The sequence below is a fragment of the Pseudomonas sp. HP_12 genome (assembly GCF_055283955.1).
The window spans coordinates 1-18,298 of sequence record NZ_JBTOQG010000029.1 but is presented as its reverse complement, the minus strand read 5'-3'; the positions used below and the strand labels follow the sequence as shown (position 1 = coordinate 18,298).

Below are 18,298 nucleotides of genomic sequence, written 5' to 3'. Positions count from 1 at the left end.
TGGTTTTTTTCTCGTGAATCAGTCAGTTCGGAGTATTTGAGCCGGTCGGTTTTTGTTACCGTGTGCGGCATCCCCATCCGTGCCGCCTTTCCGGCACATATTACCGACGCCGTTTGCCCAAACGTTGACGGTGAAGGAGCGAGACCTTGACCCTTAGCGACGACGACGGCCTTCAGGGCGCGATTGAGCATTGCGCGCGTGAACCGATCCAGATCCCCGGCAGCATTCAGCCCCACGGCTTTCTGCTGGTCATCGACGAAGCGGCTTCGACCATCATTCAAGTCAGTGCCAATGTCAGCGACTGGCTCGGGCTGGAGCCTCAGTCGTTGATCGGCGCCACCCTGACCCGCGTGTTCGCCGAGCCCGAGCGGCTGCTCCAACGGCTGCAAGCGCTGCCTGAAGAAGAACAGAACCCGTTCCACATCGGTGATGTGCGTTTCCTCTCAGGTTCCAGCACGGCTCAGCCGATGACCATGATGGTTCATCGTCACGATCAGGTCCTGATCGCCGAGTTCGAGCCGGCCGGTGACATGACCGGCGCCTACGGCAATGTTTACCCGCTGATGCGCGGGTTCATCAGCCAGATGACCGTAGACGAAAGCATCGAAGCGCTGTGTCAGCGATCGGTCTCCGAGGTGAAGCGCATCACCGGCTTCGGTCGGGTCAAGGCCTACCACTTCGATGTCGATGGAAACGGCCTGGTCAATGCCGAAGCGGCAGATGACGACTATGAAAGCCTGCTCGGCCTTAGCTTCCCGGCGTCTGACGTGCCTGCCCAGGCCCGGGCGCTGTATCTGGCCAACCGTATTCGTGTCATTGAAAACGCCAACTACCAGCCATCGCCGCTGTTACCCGCCAACAATCCCCTGACCGGCGCACCGCTGGACTTGACGTTCGCCACGTTGCGCAGCGTGTCGCCGGTGCATCTGCAGTACATGCGCAACATGCAGACGATGGCCTCAATGTCGATCTCCATCGTGGTGCGCGGGCGGTTGTGGGGCCTGATTTCCTGCCACCACGCGACGCCGCGCCGGGTCAGCTTCCAGACCCGGACCGCCTGTGAACTGCTGGGCAGCGTCTTGTCCCTGCAGATCGAGAGCAAGGAAGCCCATGCCGCCAACCAGCGCATGCTCAGCCTGCGCCGACAAATCGTGCAGATGCTCGCGGCCATGGCCGACCTCGACAGCGTGACCGGCGGCCTGCGCGCGATGCCCGAGGTGTTGCTGGGTTTTGTCGGTGCCAGCGGCGCGGCGGTGATTTCCGGCGCCAGCGTCGATGTCTACGGCGAAACCCCCGAGCGCGAGCAGATCGTCAAGCTTGCCGAGTGGCTGAGCGGCCGTGATCCCCACGAGGTCTTCCGCTCCGACAACATCAGCCGCGACATTCCCCAGCTGCCCGTGCTGGCCACCTCGGTCAGCGGCGTGCTGGCGACGGCGATCTCCGAGTTGCATTCCAACTTCATCATCTGGTTCCGGCCCGAGCAGGCTCGCGTGGTCAACTGGGCAGGCAAACCGGAAAAAAGTGTCAGCCCGAGTGGCTCGCTGAACCCGCGTCACAGCTTCGCCCTGTGGCAGCAGACCGTGCGCGGGTTCTCCCGACCGTGGGACGACATGGATTGCGAAGCGGTGATCGAGCTGCGAGCGGCCGTGCTCGGCATCGTCCTGCGCAAGGCTGAAGAAATGGCCGCACTGGCCGATGAATTGAAGAAATCCAACAAAGAGCTCGAAGCGTTTTCCTACAGCGTCTCCCACGACTTGCGTGCGCCGTTGCGCCACATTGCCGGGTACGCCGAGCTGTTGAATGACATCGAAGGCAGCAAGCTGTCTGACCGAGGCGTACGCTTCCTGGAAAACATCAGTGATTCGGCACGATTCGCCGGTACGCTGGTCGACAACCTGCTGAGCTTCTCGCAGATGGGCCGCTCTGCGATGCGTTTCTCCGACGTGGACCTGAATGCCATGGTCGAGTCGATTCGCCGGGAAATGCTGCCTGATTACGAAGGCCGCGCGCTGGAGTGGAAGGTCACCGGTCCACTGCCCGTGGTAATTGCCGATGCGGCGTTCCTGCATCTGGCGATGCGCAACCTGTTGTCCAACGCGATCAAGTACACCCGCAACCAGGACCCGGCAGTGATCGAGGTGGGGAGTTACGAGGAAGACGGCAAGGTCGTGGTGTTCATCCGCGATAACGGCGTCGGCTTCGACATGGCCTACGCCAGCAAGCTGTTCGGGGTGTTCCAGCGCCTGCACCGCATGGAGGAATTCGAAGGCACCGGCATTGGCCTGGCAAGTGTCCGACGGATCATCGAACGCCATGACGGCACTGTGTGGGCGCACAGCCAGTTGGGCCATGGCGCCACTTTTTATTTTGCGCTGCCCAAGCGCGGTTTGACCGTAACTCTTTGAGTGTCGAAGGAGACGCCCAGTGCTTAAACCCATTCTTCTGGTGGAAGACAATCCGAACGATCTCGAGCTGACCCTTGTCGCTCTGGAACGTAGCCAGTTGGCCAACGAAGTTATTGTGTTGCGTGACGGTGCAGAAGCCCTTGATTACCTGCTGCGCCGCAACCACCATCACGATCGCGTGGTGGGCAATCCGGCGGTGATGCTGCTGGACCTGAAACTGCCAAAAGTCGACGGCCTTGAAGTGCTCAAGGTCATCCGCGAAACCGAGGAACTGCGCAGCATTCCGGTCGTGATGCTCACGTCTTCCCGCGAAGAACCCGATTTGGACCGCGCCTACTCGCTGGGTGTGAACGCTTACGTGGTCAAGCCGGTCGAATTCAAGGAATTCGTCTCGGCGATCTCGGATCTTGGCGTGTTCTGGGCAGTCCTGAACGAGCCTCCGCCGGGTTCCCTGCGACTCGCCCGTCGCCCGGGATCCTGAATCCGGCGCTTGCTGGCCTGCGTCAACGCATTCGCGCAAGCCCCTACTGGAACAATGACTTTTATCCATGTCGTTATCGCAGCTTAAATTGCTTTTGGTCGAAGACAGTTCGCTCGATGCGGAGCTGATTCTCCTCACCCTCGAAAACAGTGGGCTGAAGGTCGACGCTACGCTGGTCTACAACCACCAGGACGTCGAACGTGAGCTGACGGCCGCACGTTTCGACCTCATTCTCAGCGATTATCTGTTGCCGGGCTCGTCAGGAGCCGACGTGCTCAATAGCGCGTTGCGGCTGGCCCCGAAGACGCCGTTCATCTTTCTCTCGGGGATCTTCGGCGAGCAGCATGCCGTCGAGATGATGCGCATGGGCGCCATTGATTACGTCCTCAAGCAGAACATGAAAATGCTGCCCAAGGCGGTGGTGCGCGCGGTGTCCGAAGTGCAGGAGCGGGAAAAGCGCCTGTACGCCGAGAAGACGCTGCAAGTCGCGGAAGTGCGTGCGCATCTGGCGATCGAAGCGGCCGACATGGGCGTCTGGACCTACGATCCGCGCACCGACACGCTGCTGTGGGACGAGCGCTGTAAAACGCTTTACGGCGTTGAAGCCGACGCCCACGTTACCCTTGCCCTCATGTTCCTGCTCTGCCATCCGGACGACCGCGATCAGTTGCACAGCAAGGTCATGGCCGCGCTGACGGTGGACACCTCGTTCCAGATCGAGCACCGCCTGATTACCGATGAGGGCGAGGAGCGCTGGGTCTTCGCCAATGGCCGCTCTCTGTTCGAAGACGGCCAGTGCGTGCGCTTTACCGGCGTTATGCAGGACATCACCGAACGCAAAAATGCCACCCAGGCGCTGCTTCAGCTCAATGAAATTCTCGGCGAACGCGTGGTTCAGCGAACCCGCGAGCGTGACCGCACCTGGGAGCTGTCCCGGGAGCTGCTGGGTGTATTGCATTTCGACATGACGCCAATTGCCCTCAACCCGGCGTGGGAGGCGACGCTGGGATGGGGTCGGGATGAGGTCGGCCAGCAGCGGTTGAGCGAATTCATCCATCCGGATGATCTTGCCGCCACGTTGCGCGAGACCGCCAGCATTGCCGACGGCCACGTGACCACGCGCTTCGTCAACCGCATGCGCCATGCCGATGGTGGCTTTCGCTGGCTGTCGTGGACCATCGTGCCGGACGACGGGCTGATGTACGCCGCGGTCCGCGACATCACCGGCGAGCGGGCGGTGGTGGACGAACTGGCGGCGACCAACAAGCGTCTGCGCGATCAGATCAAGGAGCGCGAACGCGTCGAGGCCGCCTTGCAGCAGATGCAGCGGCTCGAGGTAGTCGGCCAGTTGACCGCCGGCGTCGCCCACGACTTCAACAACCTGCTGACGGTGATCCTGACCAGCGCGAACTTCCTCAGCCGGGATCTGGAAAAAGGCGTGTTCACCAAGTCGCCGCAGCGCCTGCAGAACATCCGCGAAGCGGGCGAGCGGGGCGCCAAGCTCACCAGTCAGCTGCTGTCGTTCTCCCGTCGCCAGCGCCTGGAGCCCGTTGCGCTGAACCTCAACGACACGATTGACGGCATGCGCGAACTGCTGGGTCGAGCATTGGGCGGCAGCGTCTGGGTGGAAACCGAACTCGCCGAGGACCTGTGGAGCGCGTTGGTGGACCCGACGCAGACCGAGATGATCATCCTCAACCTGGCGATCAACGCCCGGGACGCTATGCCCCAGGGCGGGGAACTGCGCTTGAGCACCTGGAACGAGATGGTTTATCGCCTGCCGTTACGGCAGGAAGATCCGGAGCCCGGCGCGTATGTGGTGTTGTCGGTGAGTGACTCCGGCTGCGGCATGAGCGCGGAAGTCCTGGCCAAGGCCTTCGAACCGTTCTTCACCACCAAGGCGGTGGGCAAGGGCTCGGGGCTGGGTCTGGCGCAGGTGTTCGGCTTCGCCAAGCAGTCCGGTGGCGGCGTGAGCATCGACACCGCCGAAAACGCCGGCACCACGCTGCGGGTGTACCTGCCCAGTGTGGCGCGCACGGCGGTCCCGGTGGTCAGCGCCTCCGACATGCCCGGCCGCGCCGATGCGGACACCAAGCACCGCACGATTCTGCTGGTTGACGACGACCCGGACGTACGCTCGGTGACGGCGATGATGCTGGTTTCGCTGGGGTATTCGGTGGTCGAAGCGGACAGCGGCGACGAAGCGCTGAAGAAGCTCGACCCCGGCATAGAACTGCTGCTGACCGACTTCGCCATGCCTAACATGACCGGCGGCGAGCTGGCGGAAATCGTCCGCCGCGACCACCCGCAGCTGCCGATCATGTTCATCACCGGCTTCGCCGACATCGACATCCTCGACGTCGACCCGAAGCTAATCGTGCAGAAGCCGTACAAGGAAGAGGAACTGGCGAAGAAACTGGCCCGGGTGTTGATGCAGGCGTAGGTCCGAAATTCCGCGGGCTGAAGCCTCTCCCACCGGGATTGCACTCATCTGCAGGGCCTGCGACGGGCTCCCATTGTAGGACCGGCTTTAGCCGGGAATGCGTCGGGAGCCACACCGCAAGACTCATGGCGTACACGCTGACCTCTTCCCGGCTGAAGCCGGTCCCACTGAAAGCATTGCGTACACCCAATGTGACTGTCGGTGGACCCAAATTGTGGGACCGGCTTTAACCGTGAATGCGTCGGGAGCCACGCCGCGAGATTGATGGCGTACACGCTGGCCTCTTCACGGCTAAAGCCGGGCCTGCTCGCGATTGCGCACACCCGCACGGCTCTTGGTTCTGCCGGGATTTTGGGTACGCCGCCATTCCCTGTGGGAGCGAGCTTGCTCGCGAATGGGCCATGACATGCCGCTGAACATCTATCGGCTGAAACACCCCTCACTCATCCCGCGTCAGCACTTCCAGCAGTTCAATCTCAAACACCAGATTCGAATGGGGTTTGATGTGCGCGCCCATCGAACGCTCGCCGTATGCCAGCGCCGCAGGCACCCGCAGCTTGCGTTTGCCACCGACCTTCATGCCCATCAGGCCGATGTCCCAGCCCTTGATCACCCGCCCGGTGCCAATGACGCACTGAAACGGCTTGCCGCGCTCCCACGAGGAATCAAACACGGTGCCGTCTTCAAGGGTGCCGGTGTATTGGGTGGTGATCAGCGCGCCTTTGACGACGGCCTTGCCGGTGCCTTCCTGCAGATCGACGATGCTCAGTTCTTCATTCATGTTCAGGTTTCCACAGCGAGAGGAGGCGGGATGCAGGCTGGCCAAGCGTAAGCAGCCGGGAGATTGGCTAGGTCAAATCGTGCAGGTCTCGCCCGAGGGGCGGGGTCAATGACCATTCGGAAAACCTCACCTTTAACCCTTGCCGCTCCGGTGTGCAGCACATAGGACCCACCGTGTAGCGGTCCGCATCTGGAAAGGGAGCAAGTCTAAGCAGCGGCCAGGTCATTCCGTCGGTGGAGTATTGCAAGCGCAGCACTCCATCGGAAACGGTCACACGAAGCCAGAAATCGGTTGGGTCGCCAGAAAAGCTGCAGGGTGCCCAATCCGACGTGCCGCGTGTCAGCACGCTACTGATCATTGGAATTCCATCGTTATATTCGATTCCTGCCTTCAACCAGGTCTCCTCATTGAGCCTGACCATCATCCCCGCCTGGTCATAGAGCTCGCGAAAATCGGCATTCACTCTGACTTGAGCGGTAAAGCCACCAGTGGTCTCAAACCCCAGGAAATGTCCGCTGTCTCGAATGAACCCGTAATGGGTTTCACGCCAGAAATCGGTTTGAAGGTCAGTCACAATTTCTAACGTGTGTTCAGCGATGCTTTGGCAATGGCTCGGCTTGTTCAGCCATTTGGCAGTCTGCCAAATTGACGCTTCAGCGTTCTGACTGCCCACTTCAACCTGTTTTTTATCCACCAGGCTAGCTCCTTCGTTAATAGCTGGATCCAGAAGTGAAGGACTGAATCGAACGCATGATCGCCGCCCCTCGGTTATCGGCGCAAGTGAGACTAGAAACAGCCACAGCCGAGGGCTCGCCTGCAACGCTCCAGACGTGTCATCAGGAAAAAAAACGGCGCGGCCCTTTACAGGGTCGCGCCGTTTTTCGTGGGTCTGAGGATTCAGGTCTGACGAATCGGACCTGACGAATCAGGCCCCCTCATCACGCGATGACGTCAGTGCTCCACTCGCCGTTCACCAGGCGCTTTAGGCCCAACGGGTTGGCGTTTTGCAGCGCCGCCGGCAGCAGGCTGTCCGGGTAGTTCTGGTAGCAGACCGGGCGCAGGAAACGATCGATTGCCAGGGTGCCCACCGACGTACCGCGCGCATCGGAGGTCGCCGGGTAAGGACCGCCGTGAACCATGGCATCGGACACCTCAACACCGGTTGGGTAGCCGTTGACCAGGATGCGGCCGACTTTCTCTTCCAGCACCGGCACCAGCCACTGGTACTTCTGCAAGTCGGTGGTTTCGCCGATCAGCGTGGCGGTCAACTGGCCGCGCAGGGCCAGCAGTGCGGCCTTCAGTTCCGCGTCGTCTGCCACTTCGATCAGCAGCGTGGTCGGGCCGAATACTTCTTCCTGCAGCAATTCGTCGCCGTTGAGCAACATGCTGACGTCGGCCTTGAACAGCTGAGCCTGGGCCTGCTTGCCTTCCTGCGGCTTGCCGGCCAGGTGCGTGACGCTCTTGTGCGCCAGCAACTTCTCGACGCCTTTGCTGTAGCTGCGCAGGCCGCCTTCGTTGAGCATGGTCTGAGGTGGCTGACCGCCCATGTGCTCGGTCAGCTGCTCGGTGAACGCGGTCAGGGCAGGGGAGCGAATGCCGATGACCACGCCCGGGTTGGTGCAGAACTGACCTGCGCCCATGACCACGGAAGCGGCGAGTTCGCCAGCGATGGCAGTGCCGCGCGCCGTCAGCGCGCCTGGCAGCAGGACCACCGGGTTGATGCTCGACATTTCGGCGAAGACCGGAATCGGCTGCGGACGCTCGGACGCCAGTTTGCACAGGGCATTGCCGCCGTGCAGCGAACCAGTGAAGCCGACCGCTTGAATGGCCGGGTGCTTGACCAGGCCTTCGCCGACGCCGCTGCCGAAGATCATGTTGAACACGCCTTTTGGCATGCCGGTTTTTTCGGCGGCGCGAACGATAGCGTTGCCCACCAGATCAGCCGTCGCCATGTGGCCGCTGTGGGCTTTCACCACAACCGGGCAACCGGCGGCGAGTGCCGAAGCGGTGTCGCCGCCCGCGGTGGAGAAGGCCAGCGGGAAGTTACTGGCGCCGAACACGGCCACCGGGCCGACGCCGATGCGCTGCTGGCGCAGGTCGACACGTGGCAGCGGCTTGCGATCCGGCAGGGCTTGATCGATACGCGCGCCCAGGAAGTCGCCGCGACGCAGGACTTTGGCGAACAGGCGCATCTGGCCGGAAGTACGGCCACGCTCGCCCTGGATACGACCGGCCGGCAGCGCGGTTTCTTGGCAAACGAGGGCCACGAAGTCATCGCCTAGGGCGTCGAGTTCGTCAGCGATGGCATCAAGGAACTCGGCGCGACGGGCCGGGCTCAACTGGCGGAATTCAAGAAAGGCGTCTTTGGCGGCCGAGGCAGCGGCGTCGATTTCCGCGTCGGTGGCCTGATGGAAGGTGTAGGGCAGTGCTTCGCCAGTGGTGGCGTCGAGGCTTTTATGGCGTGCTTCGCCGAGGCCACTGCGGGCGCCGCCGATGAAGTTCTGACCGAGAACGGTAGGCATCTGCTTCTCCTGTTATTTTTGGGGCGAATCGATCAGGCGTTTAGCCTGATGGAGGAATTCGAAATCGTTTGAAGCGTAGCGGCGACAAGCTCAGCGGCTCATCGCAAAGTCGACAGTCATCATACAACTGCATTTTTTCAGCTGCAAGGCGCGCAGCCGTGAGGGGAGCTGAGCAAGGCCCGGCCATCAAAATAGCCGGGCATTGAGCGGTGATCAACATGCGTCAGGTAGTCATACCCGACCCATAAGTCGATCAGGCGTTCGGCTCGTCCGTGTTGATGTACTCGGGCACCTTGGCCAGCGGCAGGCGACGGGCTTGCTCGATGCTGATGCCCGGGCGTTCCGGCAGGGGCTCGAGCTTCTGCGGCTGGCCGGTGGTCAACGCGCGTTCGATGGCCTCGACCACCCGCACGTCGCGCCAGCCTTCGTCGCCGTCCGGCTCGGGCTCGCGGTCCTGCAGGATGCAGTCGGAGAAGTACTGGGTCTCACCGCCGAACTGGTCGACCACCGGGTGGGTATGCTCCGTGGTCTTGCCGTCGATGATCGCCCGGTAACCGATCGCCACGCCTTCGCCGAAACCGAAGCAGGGCGAGGCTTCAAACTCGCCCTTGGTGCCGATCAGCTGGAAACGCTCGGTGGACGGCAGGCTGTAGCTCACGGTGAAAGTGGCCAAGCGTTCTTCGGCAAAGCGCAGTGTGACGTTGACCGTGTCGAAGGTGTTGATTTCGCGGCCCGGCGTCTTGATGCCGACGGCGTGAACTTCAATCGGTTCGGCGGCAAACAGGTTACGCACGGCGTTGATCGGGTACGGGCCCATGTCGGCCACGGGACCTGCGTCGAAGCCGCTCTGCATGCGGTGGTTGGCCGGGTCGGTGGTCTGGGCGAAGGTGGCGGTGAACAGGCGCAGATCGCCGAGGTCGCCGGCGCGCACGCGGTGGACCATTTCGACGGTGCCGGGCTCGAAGTGCAGGCGGTAGGCAACCATCAGTTTGGCGCCGGAGCGCTTGGCGGCTTCGGCGATGGCGAGGCAGTCTTCTTCGTTGGCGGCCATGGGCTTTTCGAGCAGCACGTGGATGCCGGCTTCGAGTGCCGGAACGGCGAATTCGCGATGGCGGAAGTTGGGGGTTGCCAGGTAGATGGCGTCGATTTCGCCGGAGTTGAGCAGGGTGTCGAATTCGTCGTAGTGGTAGCTTTTGAGGTCGTAGAGTGCCGCGAGTTGGTCGGCCTTGATGGGGTCGCCGGTGACGAGGGCGGTCATGACGGAGTTGTCGGTCTGTTCGAGTCCCGGCATGAATGCGCCTTGGGAGATCCAGCCTCCAGCGACCACTGCGTAGCGGATTTTGCCGTTTGCGTCTGGCATGTATAAGCCTCCATTTCTCAGCGGACGGTGTGTCCGGCAGCTCTGTAGTCGGCAGGTTCCGGGGTGAGAAGTTCAATCCAATCGTGGGTCGCTTTCCAAGATCAAGATCAAGATCAAGATCAAGAGCGTCTGCCTGGGGGCAGACTGTTTCGCCTTCGGCGAGTTACTTGGAAGAGCACCCCAAGTAACCAAGGGTGCCTGCTCCTGGTTGGGCCCCTCCTGCGTCGGGGTTCCTTCACTCCGGTCTCGCTCCGTGGGCCCGCGCCGAACGGGCATCCATGCCCTGACGGCGCTCTCGCCGCATCCATGCGGCTCGGCCCACTCCGCGAGACCTGCGTTCAGCCTGCACCCAAGTCGCGATTGGTGTCGTTTGGACTTCCTGCGTAGGAAGATCAAGATCAAAAGCTTCCCGGCTGAAGCCGGTCCCACAGGGTGTACGCGGTCTGCTTTTAGTGGGACCGGCTTCAGCCGGGAAGAGGCCGGTGGAGGCGCCATCAATTCTCGATCAATAAGACCGGATCTATTCTGATCGTGCCCACGCTCTGCGTGGGCACGCATCCCGGGACGCTCCGCGTCCATTCCCGGCTAAAACCGGTCCTACTGAATGCGCGCGGTGTGTGTAGGACCGGCTTTAGCCGGAAAGGCGCCCGTGAGTGCACCCTGTATTTCCCCGATCAACCAAACCCCATCAGCAGGTCCCGCAACCGGTCCAGCGCCGGGTCGATGTCGAGCAGGTCAATCGCACCGAAGCCCAGCATCAGCCCATCGCGGGGTGGCGCTTCGCTGTAGAAACCGTGGAGGGGGTAGAGGCCCAGCGCGGTATCCCGGGCGCGGTCGACCAGGATGTGCAGGTCGATCGCAGGCAGGAGCGAGGGCTTGAGCATCACCGCCAGGTGAAACCCCGCCGTGCACGGGATGGTTTCCAGCCACGGCGACAGGTCGCCGGCGATGCGCGACAGGATGCGTTCGCGGCGCCCGGCGTAGGTGCTGTGGCAGCGGCGGATGTGTTTGTTGAGCAGGCCTTCGCTGATGAATTTGCTCAGCGCCCATTGCGGCAGGGTCGAGGTGTGCCAGTCGGTCAGTTGCTTGGCTTTGATCACCGCTTCGAGGATCGCCGCCGGCAGCACGGCGTAACCCAGGCGCAGTTCCGGCAGCAGGGTTTTCGAAAAGGTGCCGACGTAGGCGACGACGCCGTGCTCGTCCATGCTTTGCAGCGAGTCAGTGGGACGGCCTTCGTAGCGGAACTCGCTGTCGTAGTCGTCTTCGATGATGATCGCGCCGGTCCGCCGGGCCTTCTCCAGCAGGGCGTGGCGGCGCGCGAGGCTCATGGGCATGCCCAGCGGCATCTGGTGGGACGGGGTGACGTAGATGGCGCAGACATTGTCGGGAATCTCATCGACGATGATGCCTTCGCTGTCGACCGGCACGCCGGCCACCTCCGCCCCTTGGGCGGCAAACAGCAGGCGCGCGGGTGTGTAGCCGGGATCTTCCACGGCCACGCGGCTGCCGGGTTCGATCAGCACGCGAGCGATCAGGTCCAGGGCCTGTTGCGCGCCATTGCACACCACCACGTCATCGGCCACACAGCGGACGCCGCGCGCAAAGGCGATGTGCCCGGCAATGGCGGCGCGAAGGGCGGGCAGGCCTTCGGGCTGGCTGTAGAAGCCGCGTTCGGTGGACATCTGCCGCACCGCGTGGTGCACGCAGCGCCGCCACTCGTCATGGGGGAACTGGGTTTTCGCCGTCGCGCCGCCGAGAAAATCGTAGCGCAGGGTGCCTGCGCGGGTCGGGTGGCGCAGGGGCAGGGAGATGCGCTCCCATTTCGCCACAATGTGGGCGCTGGCCAGCGGCGAAGGCGCCGGCCGAGTCGGGCTGTAAGCGCTCAAGGCGTTGACGAACGTGCCGCTGCCGACCTTGCCGACGAGGTAGTTTTCGTAGGTCAGTCGGCTGTAGGTGTCGGAAATGGTTTTGCGCGACAGCCCCAGTTGCGCCGCCAGCAGGCGACTGGGCGGTAATTGAACACCTGCCGCCAGCCGGCCGGACACGATACTGTCGCGCAGCTGCTCATAAACTTGATGGGCGAGGTCCTTGCGGCCCTCGATAACGATGTGTAATTCCACGCAAACCCCTGAACAGCGCCGACGGTGCGGATGCACGCCGGTGGATTTTAGCCAGTGCAGCCGCGCGCGTGACAGCAACCGATGCAACGTTTACGCGCCAAGGTGCTCTTAGAGTTAGGCATAAACCTGACACGCACAGGCAGGACGGTCCGGACAGCGCTCGCAGAGCCCTGGGCCGCCGCTCCCATCCACTTGAAGATGGAACCCCGAACACATGACCACCCCGGACAAGCAGTACGTGGAATGGCTGGTTGAGCAATCGATGCTCAACGCCGCAAAGCAACGCGCAAAACTGTACGGCGGCCAGGGCCGTCTCTGGCAACGGCCTTACGCCCAGGCCCGTCCGCGGGACGCTTCGGCCATCGGCTCGGTCTGGTTCACCGCCTACCCGGCGTCGATCATCACCCGCGATGGCAGCTCGGTGCTCGAAGCGCTGGGCGATGAGCAGCTCTGGCACGCGCTGTCGGAAATCGGCATCCAGGGCATTCATAACGGCCCGTTGAAAGCCTCCGGCGGTTTGAAAGGCCGCGAGCGCACCCCTAGCATCGACGGCAACTTCGACCGCATCAGCTTCGAGGTGGATTCGTCCCTGGGCACCGACGCCCAGTTTCTCAACCTCAGCCGCATCGCCGCTGCGCACAACGCGATCGTCGTCGATGACGTGATCCCGTCCCACACCGGCAAGGGCGCGGATTTCCGCCTGGCCGAGATGGCCTACGAAGAGTACCCGGGCCTCTACCACATGGTGGAAATCAAGGAAGAAGACTGGTCGCTGCTGCCGGAAGTCCCGGCCGGCCGCGATGCCGTCAACCTGCAGCCTGCTACCGTCGATGCCCTGCGCGACAAGCATTACATCGTCGGCCAGTTGCAGCGGGTGATCTTCTTCGAACCCGGCGTCAAGGAGACCGACTGGAGCGCCACGCCCGTTGTCACGGGTGTCGACGGCAAGGACCGCCGCTGGGTGTATCTGCATTACTTCAAGGAAGGCCAGCCGTCGCTGAACTGGCTGGACCCGAGTTTCGCCGCGCAGCAGATGATCATCGGCGACGCCCTGCACGCCATTGACGTCATGGGCGCGCGGGTCTTGCGTCTGGACGCCAACGGTTTCCTCGGCGTCGAACGCAAGGCCGACGGCACGGCGTGGTCCGAGAGCCACCCGCTGTCGATCACCGGCAATCAGTTGCTGGCAGGCGCCATTCGCAAAGCCGGCGGTTTCAGCTTCCAGGAGCTGAACCTGACCATCGACGACATCGCGGCCATGTCCCACGGCGGCGCCGATCTTTCCTACGACTTCATCACCCGTCCGGCGTATCAGCATGCCCTGCTCACCGGCCGCACGGAGTTCCTGCGGTTGATGCTGCGTCAGGTGCATGAGTTCGGCATCGACCCTGCGTCCCTGATTCACGCGCTGCAGAACCACGATGAACTGACCCTGGAGCTGGTGCATTTCTGGACGCTGCATGCTCACGATCAGTACCTGTATCAGGGCCAGACGTTCCCGGGCAACATCCTGCGCGAGCACATCCGCGAGGAGATGTACGAGCGTCTGGCCGGCGAGCACGCACCGTACAACCTGAAGTTCGTCACCAACGGCGTGTCCTGCACCACGGCGAGCATCATCACCGCAGCGCTGGGCATTCGCGAGCTGGACAGCATGACCGCGGCCGACATCGACAAGATCCAGCACATTCATTTGCTGCTGGTGATGTTCAACGCCATGCAACCTGGCGTGTTCGCGCTGTCGGGCTGGGACCTGGTGGGCGCCTTGCCGCTGCCGGCCGAGCAGGTGGAGCACCTGATGGGTGATGGCGATACCCGCTGGATCCATCGCGGTGGCTATGACCTGGTCGACATGGACCCGGACTGCGAAGTCTCGGCAGGTGGCATGCCCCGGGCACGGGCGCTGTACGGCAGCCTCCCTGAGCAGTTGAAGCGCCCGGATTCGTTCGCCTCGCAGTTGAAAAAACTGCTGGCGGTACGCCGCGCCTACGACATCGCTGCCAGCCGGCAGATTCTGATTCCGGACGTCGAACACCCGGGGTTGCTGATCATGGTTCACGAACTGCCGGCCGGGAAGGGTACGCAGATCACTGCGCTGAACTTCAGCGCGGAGGCCATCGTCGAGACCCTGCACCTGCCGGGCATTGCACCGGGGCCGGTGGTGGACATCATCAACGAGCGGGTAGAAGGCGACCTGACCGAAGAGGGTGAATTCACCATCACGCTGGACGCCTATGAAGGCCTGGCACTGCGCGTGGTGAGCATGGCGGCACCGATGATGTAAACGGGCCTTGCGTAGTGGGACCGGCTTCAGCCGGGAAAGCGTCAGTCGCCACACCGCTGCATTGAGGGTGTACGGGCTGGCCTCTTCCCGGCTAAAGCCGGTCCCACTGAATCCACGCGCCGTTATGAGTGGGACCGGCTTCAGCCGGGAAAGCGTCAGTCGCCACACCGCTGCACTTAGGGTGTACGGCCTGGCCTCTTCCCGGCTAAAGCCGGTCCTGCGAAGTAATGCGTGCAGTGAGGGATCACTTTTTTTCACCGTCTGCCGTTCGCGCAGACCTGTTCAGGTCGTTTTCTGTGTCAGTTGCTCAATCCGTTCGTGCCCCTGTCTTCGTTCACCTGTGGAGTTATCGCCTGACGTTCCTGCTGTCCGGGATGTCCTTGGGCGCGTGGGCGCCGCTGGTGCCTTTCGCCCGTGATCGCGCCGGGCTTGAGGAAGCACAGCTCGGCCTGCTGCTCTTGTGCTTCGGCCTCGGTTCGATGCTGGCGATGCCGCTGGCGGGCATGCTCACCACGCGCAAAGGCTGCCGCTTTGTTTCGCTGATCGGTGGCGCCTTGATCTGCTGCATGCTGCCGTTGCTCGCTACGCTGTCCTCCCTGCCGGCGCTGGCACTAGCGCTAGCCGTGTTCGGCGCGGGGCTGGGCAGCATCGATGTGGCGATGAACGTGCAGGGCCTGATGGTCGAGCGCGATCACGGGCGGCCGATGATGTCGGGGTTCCACGGGCTGTTCAGCCTCGGCGGCATCAGCAGTGCGCTGTTGATGACCTTGCTGCTGTGGCTGGGCGCGTCGCCGTTACTGGCGGTGGCCGTGGTAGTGGCGTTGATTGGCGGGATGCTGCTCTGGCACGCGCGCTACCTGGTGCCCCACGGCGCGGATGATCCATCAGCGCCGTTCGCTCGGCCGACCACCAAGGTGGTCATCGTCGGGATTCTCTGCTTCATCGCGCTGCTGGTGGAAGGCGCGATGCTCGACTGGAGCGCGGTGTTTCTGAACCGGATGCACCAGATCGATGTGTCGGTGGCCGGCGGCGCCTACGCAGTGTTCTCCCTGGCCATGGCCGCGGGACGGTTTTCCGGGGACTGGTTGAGGAACCGCTTCGGCGCGGTAAACCTGCTGATCGGCGGCGGCCTGCTGGTGATGGTCGGGTTTGCCATGGCCATCCTGCTGGATCCCTGGCCGCTGTTCCTGTTGGGCTTCGCGCTGATCGGGCTGGGGTTGTCCAATACGTTTCCGGTCTACTGCTCGGTGGTCGGTGCGCAGACCAGAATGCCAGCGGGGCTGGCGATCGCGGTGATCACCGGGATTGGATACTGCGGGATTCTGCTGGGACCCGCGTTGATTGGTTTTGCTGCCCACCTCATCGGCCTGCGGGAAGCGCTGCTCTGCGTGGGCGCGTTGATGCTGGCGCAGGTGCTGACGGCACGGCGGATGGCGAAGGGCTGAGGAAAGCCATCATTTTGCGGTGTGGCATCTGACGCCTTCCCGGCTGAAGCCGGTCCTGCCAAATCGCGTATCCAGCCATCCAGCAAATCTTCAACCCACTGGCGCCTCTGTTAGACTTCGGCGCCTTGAAACTCAGGGGCTTCCCATGACCGACCCGATTCGTCTTACCCAATACAGTCACGGCGCCGGCTGCGGCTGCAAGATCTCGCCCAAGGTGCTGGAAACCATCCTCGCCGGCAGCGGCGCGCAGAACCTCGACCCGCGCCTGTGGGTTGGCAATGCCTCCCGCGATGACGCAGCGGTCTACGCCATCGACGACGAAAAGGGCGTCGTGTCCACCACCGATTTCTTCATGCCCATCGTCGACGACCCGTTCGACTTCGGCCGCATCGCCGCGACCAACGCCATCAGCGACATCTACGCCATGGGCGGCGATCCACTGATGGCCATCGCCATTCTGGGCTGGCCGGTCAACGTGCTGGCCCCTGAAATCGCCCGCGAAGTCATTCGTGGCGGGCGTGCGGTGTGCGATGCAGCGGGTATTCCGCTTGCCGGAGGTCACTCCATCGACGCGCCCGAGCCGATTTTCGGTCTGGCCGTGACCGGGCTGGTGGAAAAGCGCTTCATGAAACGCAACGACACCGCGACCGTGGGCTGCAAGCTGTTCCTGACCAAGCCGCTGGGCATTGGCATTCTCACCACCGCCGAGAAAAAAGGCTTGCTGCGCGATGAAGACATCGGCCTGGCCCGTGACGTGATGTGCACACTGAACAAGCCCGGCAGCCGTTTCTCCCGACTGGCCGGCGTCACTGCGATGACCGACGTGACCGGCTTCGGCTTGCTTGGGCACTTGGTCGAAATGGCCGACGGCAGTCAGGTCACCGCGCGGTTGAACGCCGCCGCTGTGCCGCGTCTGGGCAGCGTCGATTTCTACATCGAGCAGGACTGCATCCCCGGCGGCACCCACCGCAATTACGACAGCTACGGCGAACGCATCGGCGCGCTGCCCGAGGCGCAGAAGTTGCTGCTGTGCGATCCGCAAACCAGCGGCGGCCTGCTGATTGCCGTCGAGCCTGCCGAGGAAACGGCGTTCCTGGCAATGGCCGACGAACTCGGCCTGAGCCTTGCGCCGATCGGCGAACTGGTGGAGCGACAGCCACTTGCGGTCGAGGTGTTCTGATGCGCGACAACAGCGCCGACCTGCGGGAGATTTTCCTCAACGACGTGCCGATGATGGACGTGCGTGCGCCGGTTGAATTCACCAAAGGCGCGTTCCCCGGCGTGATCAATCTGCCGCTGATGAACGACGTCGAGCGGCAGAAGGTCGGCACCAGCTACAAACAGGACGGGCAGCAGGCCGCCATCGAACTGGGCCACAAATTAGTGTCAGGCGACTTGAAAGAGGCGCGGATCGAGGCATGGGCGAGTTTTGCACGTAACCATCCCGAGGGTTTTTTGTATTGCTTTCGCGGCGGGCTGCGTTCGCAGATCACCCAGCAATGGCTCAAGAGCGAAGCGGGCATCGAGTACCCCCGGGTCATCGGTGGCTACAAGGCGATGCGCAGCTTTTTGATCGAGGTGACCGAGCAGGCCGTGGTCGAGTGCGATTTCGTGCTGATCGGCGGCCTGACCGGCAGCGGCAAGACCGAGGTGCTGCAGCAGCTCGACAACGGGCTGGATCTGGAAGGCCATGCCAACCATCGCGGCTCGAGCTTCGGCAAACACGCAACGCCGCAGCCGGGGCAGATCGATTTCGAGAACGTGCTCGCCGTGGACATCCTGAAAAAGCGCGCCCGGCACCTCGATCAATTTGTGGTCGAGGATGAAGGGCGGATCGTGGGCAGTCGTGCGGTCCCCCTTGAGTTGTACCGGACGATGCAGGACGCGCCGTTGGTGTGGCTGGAGGACAGTTTTGACAGCCGGGTCGAGCGAATTCTGAAGGATTACGTGACGGATCTGTGTGCGGAGTTCATCGCCGTGCAGGGCATTGAAACGGGTTTTGCGGCGTACGCCGAGCGGCTGAAGCAAAGCCTGTCGAGTATCGTGCGGCGGTTGGGCGGTGAGCGTTATCAGCGGCTGGCGGCGATCATGGACAGTGCGCTGGCTGAGCAGGCGCGCAGTGGGGCGGTGGATGAGCATCGGGGCTGGATCAGCGGGATGTTGGGTGAGTATTACGATCCGATGTATGCGTTTCAGCGGGACAGCAAAAACCCCCGAATCGAGTTTGCAGGGGATCAGCGGGCTGTTGTCGAGTATCTGAAACAGCGGAAACTGAACTGCCGCGGTTGAAGATCAAGATCAAGATCAAGAGCGTCTGCCTGGGGGCAGACGTTTCGCCTTCGGCGAGGGGACTGTCAGATTTTTTGTGTGCGGGCTGGTAGCGGCCTGCCGTTAGGCAGGCCGTGCTTTTACCAGGTCGGCCTGATAAATCGATCTCCGTACAGAATCGCAAATTGA

12 protein-coding genes are annotated in these 18,298 nt (G+C 62.7%); 7 read left to right on the top strand and 5 right to left on the bottom strand.

Features of this window, described 5'->3' with window-relative positions:
* Positions 1 to 146 precede the first annotated feature (146 nt).
* The 3 genes from ACYASU_RS18090 (at position 147) to ACYASU_RS18080 (ending at position 5,329) form a co-directional block, all read left to right on the top strand.
* A complete protein-coding gene (locus tag ACYASU_RS18090; protein WP_463583593.1) occupies positions 147 to 2,405 on the top strand; it encodes an ATP-binding protein in 2,259 nt (752 codons plus the stop codon).
* A gap of 19 nt (positions 2,406 to 2,424) precedes the next feature.
* Positions 2,425 to 2,886, top strand: a complete 462-nt coding sequence (locus ACYASU_RS18085; RefSeq protein ID WP_192172045.1) for a response regulator — start codon at positions 2,425 to 2,427, stop codon at positions 2,884 to 2,886.
* 67 nt (positions 2,887 to 2,953) lie between these two features.
* Positions 2,954 to 5,329 (top strand): response regulator, encoded by a 2,376-nt coding sequence (locus ACYASU_RS18080; protein WP_282373123.1) that lies wholly within the window; start codon positions 2,954 to 2,956, stop codon positions 5,327 to 5,329.
* Between the two features lie 439 nt (positions 5,330 to 5,768).
* On the opposite strand, the gene ACYASU_RS18075 is transcribed toward ACYASU_RS18080, so the two are convergent.
* From ACYASU_RS18075 to pdxR, 5 genes are all read right to left on the bottom strand, one after another.
* Positions 5,769 to 6,110, bottom strand: a complete 342-nt coding sequence (locus tag ACYASU_RS18075; RefSeq protein WP_463583592.1) for an FKBP-type peptidyl-prolyl cis-trans isomerase — start codon at positions 6,108 to 6,110, stop codon at positions 5,769 to 5,771.
* A 67-nt stretch (positions 6,111 to 6,177) separates the two neighbouring features.
* Positions 6,178 to 6,756, bottom strand: a complete 579-nt coding sequence (locus tag ACYASU_RS18070; protein WP_463583599.1) for a DUF1349 domain-containing protein — start codon at positions 6,754 to 6,756, stop codon at positions 6,178 to 6,180.
* A 292-nt stretch (positions 6,757 to 7,048) separates the two neighbouring features.
* On the bottom strand, positions 7,049 to 8,632 hold the full coding sequence (locus tag ACYASU_RS18065) for an aldehyde dehydrogenase (NADP(+)) (protein WP_463583591.1): 1,584 nt from the start codon (positions 8,630 to 8,632) through the stop codon (positions 7,049 to 7,051).
* 253 nt (positions 8,633 to 8,885) lie between these two features.
* Complete coding sequence (locus ACYASU_RS18060) at positions 8,886 to 9,992, bottom strand: Gfo/Idh/MocA family protein (RefSeq protein WP_463583590.1); 1,107 nt, start codon at positions 9,990 to 9,992, stop codon at positions 8,886 to 8,888.
* Between the two features lie 674 nt (positions 9,993 to 10,666).
* Positions 10,667 to 12,112, bottom strand: a complete 1,446-nt coding sequence (gene pdxR / locus ACYASU_RS18055) for a MocR-like pyridoxine biosynthesis transcription factor PdxR (protein ID WP_463583589.1) — start codon at positions 12,110 to 12,112, stop codon at positions 10,667 to 10,669.
* Between the two features lie 214 nt (positions 12,113 to 12,326).
* On the opposite strand from pdxR, the gene treS reads away from it, so the two are divergent.
* The 4 genes from treS to mnmH all read left to right on the top strand — a co-directional run bounded on the left by treS (position 12,327) and on the right by mnmH (position 18,130).
* Positions 12,327 to 14,396 (top strand): maltose alpha-D-glucosyltransferase, encoded by a 2,070-nt coding sequence (treS, locus tag ACYASU_RS18050; protein ID WP_192172038.1) that lies wholly within the window; start codon positions 12,327 to 12,329, stop codon positions 14,394 to 14,396.
* Positions 14,397 to 14,692: 296 nt separating this feature from the next.
* Complete coding sequence (locus tag ACYASU_RS18045; RefSeq protein ID WP_463583588.1) at positions 14,693 to 15,841, top strand: MFS transporter; 1,149 nt, start codon at positions 14,693 to 14,695, stop codon at positions 15,839 to 15,841.
* Between the two features lie 145 nt (positions 15,842 to 15,986).
* Entirely contained in the window at positions 15,987 to 17,021 is a 1,035-nt protein-coding gene (gene selD / locus ACYASU_RS18040) for a selenide, water dikinase SelD (RefSeq protein ID WP_463583587.1), read from the top strand.
* Positions 17,021 to 18,130, top strand: a complete 1,110-nt coding sequence (mnmH, locus tag ACYASU_RS18035; protein ID WP_463583586.1) for a tRNA 2-selenouridine(34) synthase MnmH — start codon at positions 17,021 to 17,023, stop codon at positions 18,128 to 18,130. The genes selD and mnmH overlap by 1 nt, the downstream gene beginning before the upstream one ends.
* The last annotated feature ends 168 nt before the right edge of the window (positions 18,131 to 18,298 follow it).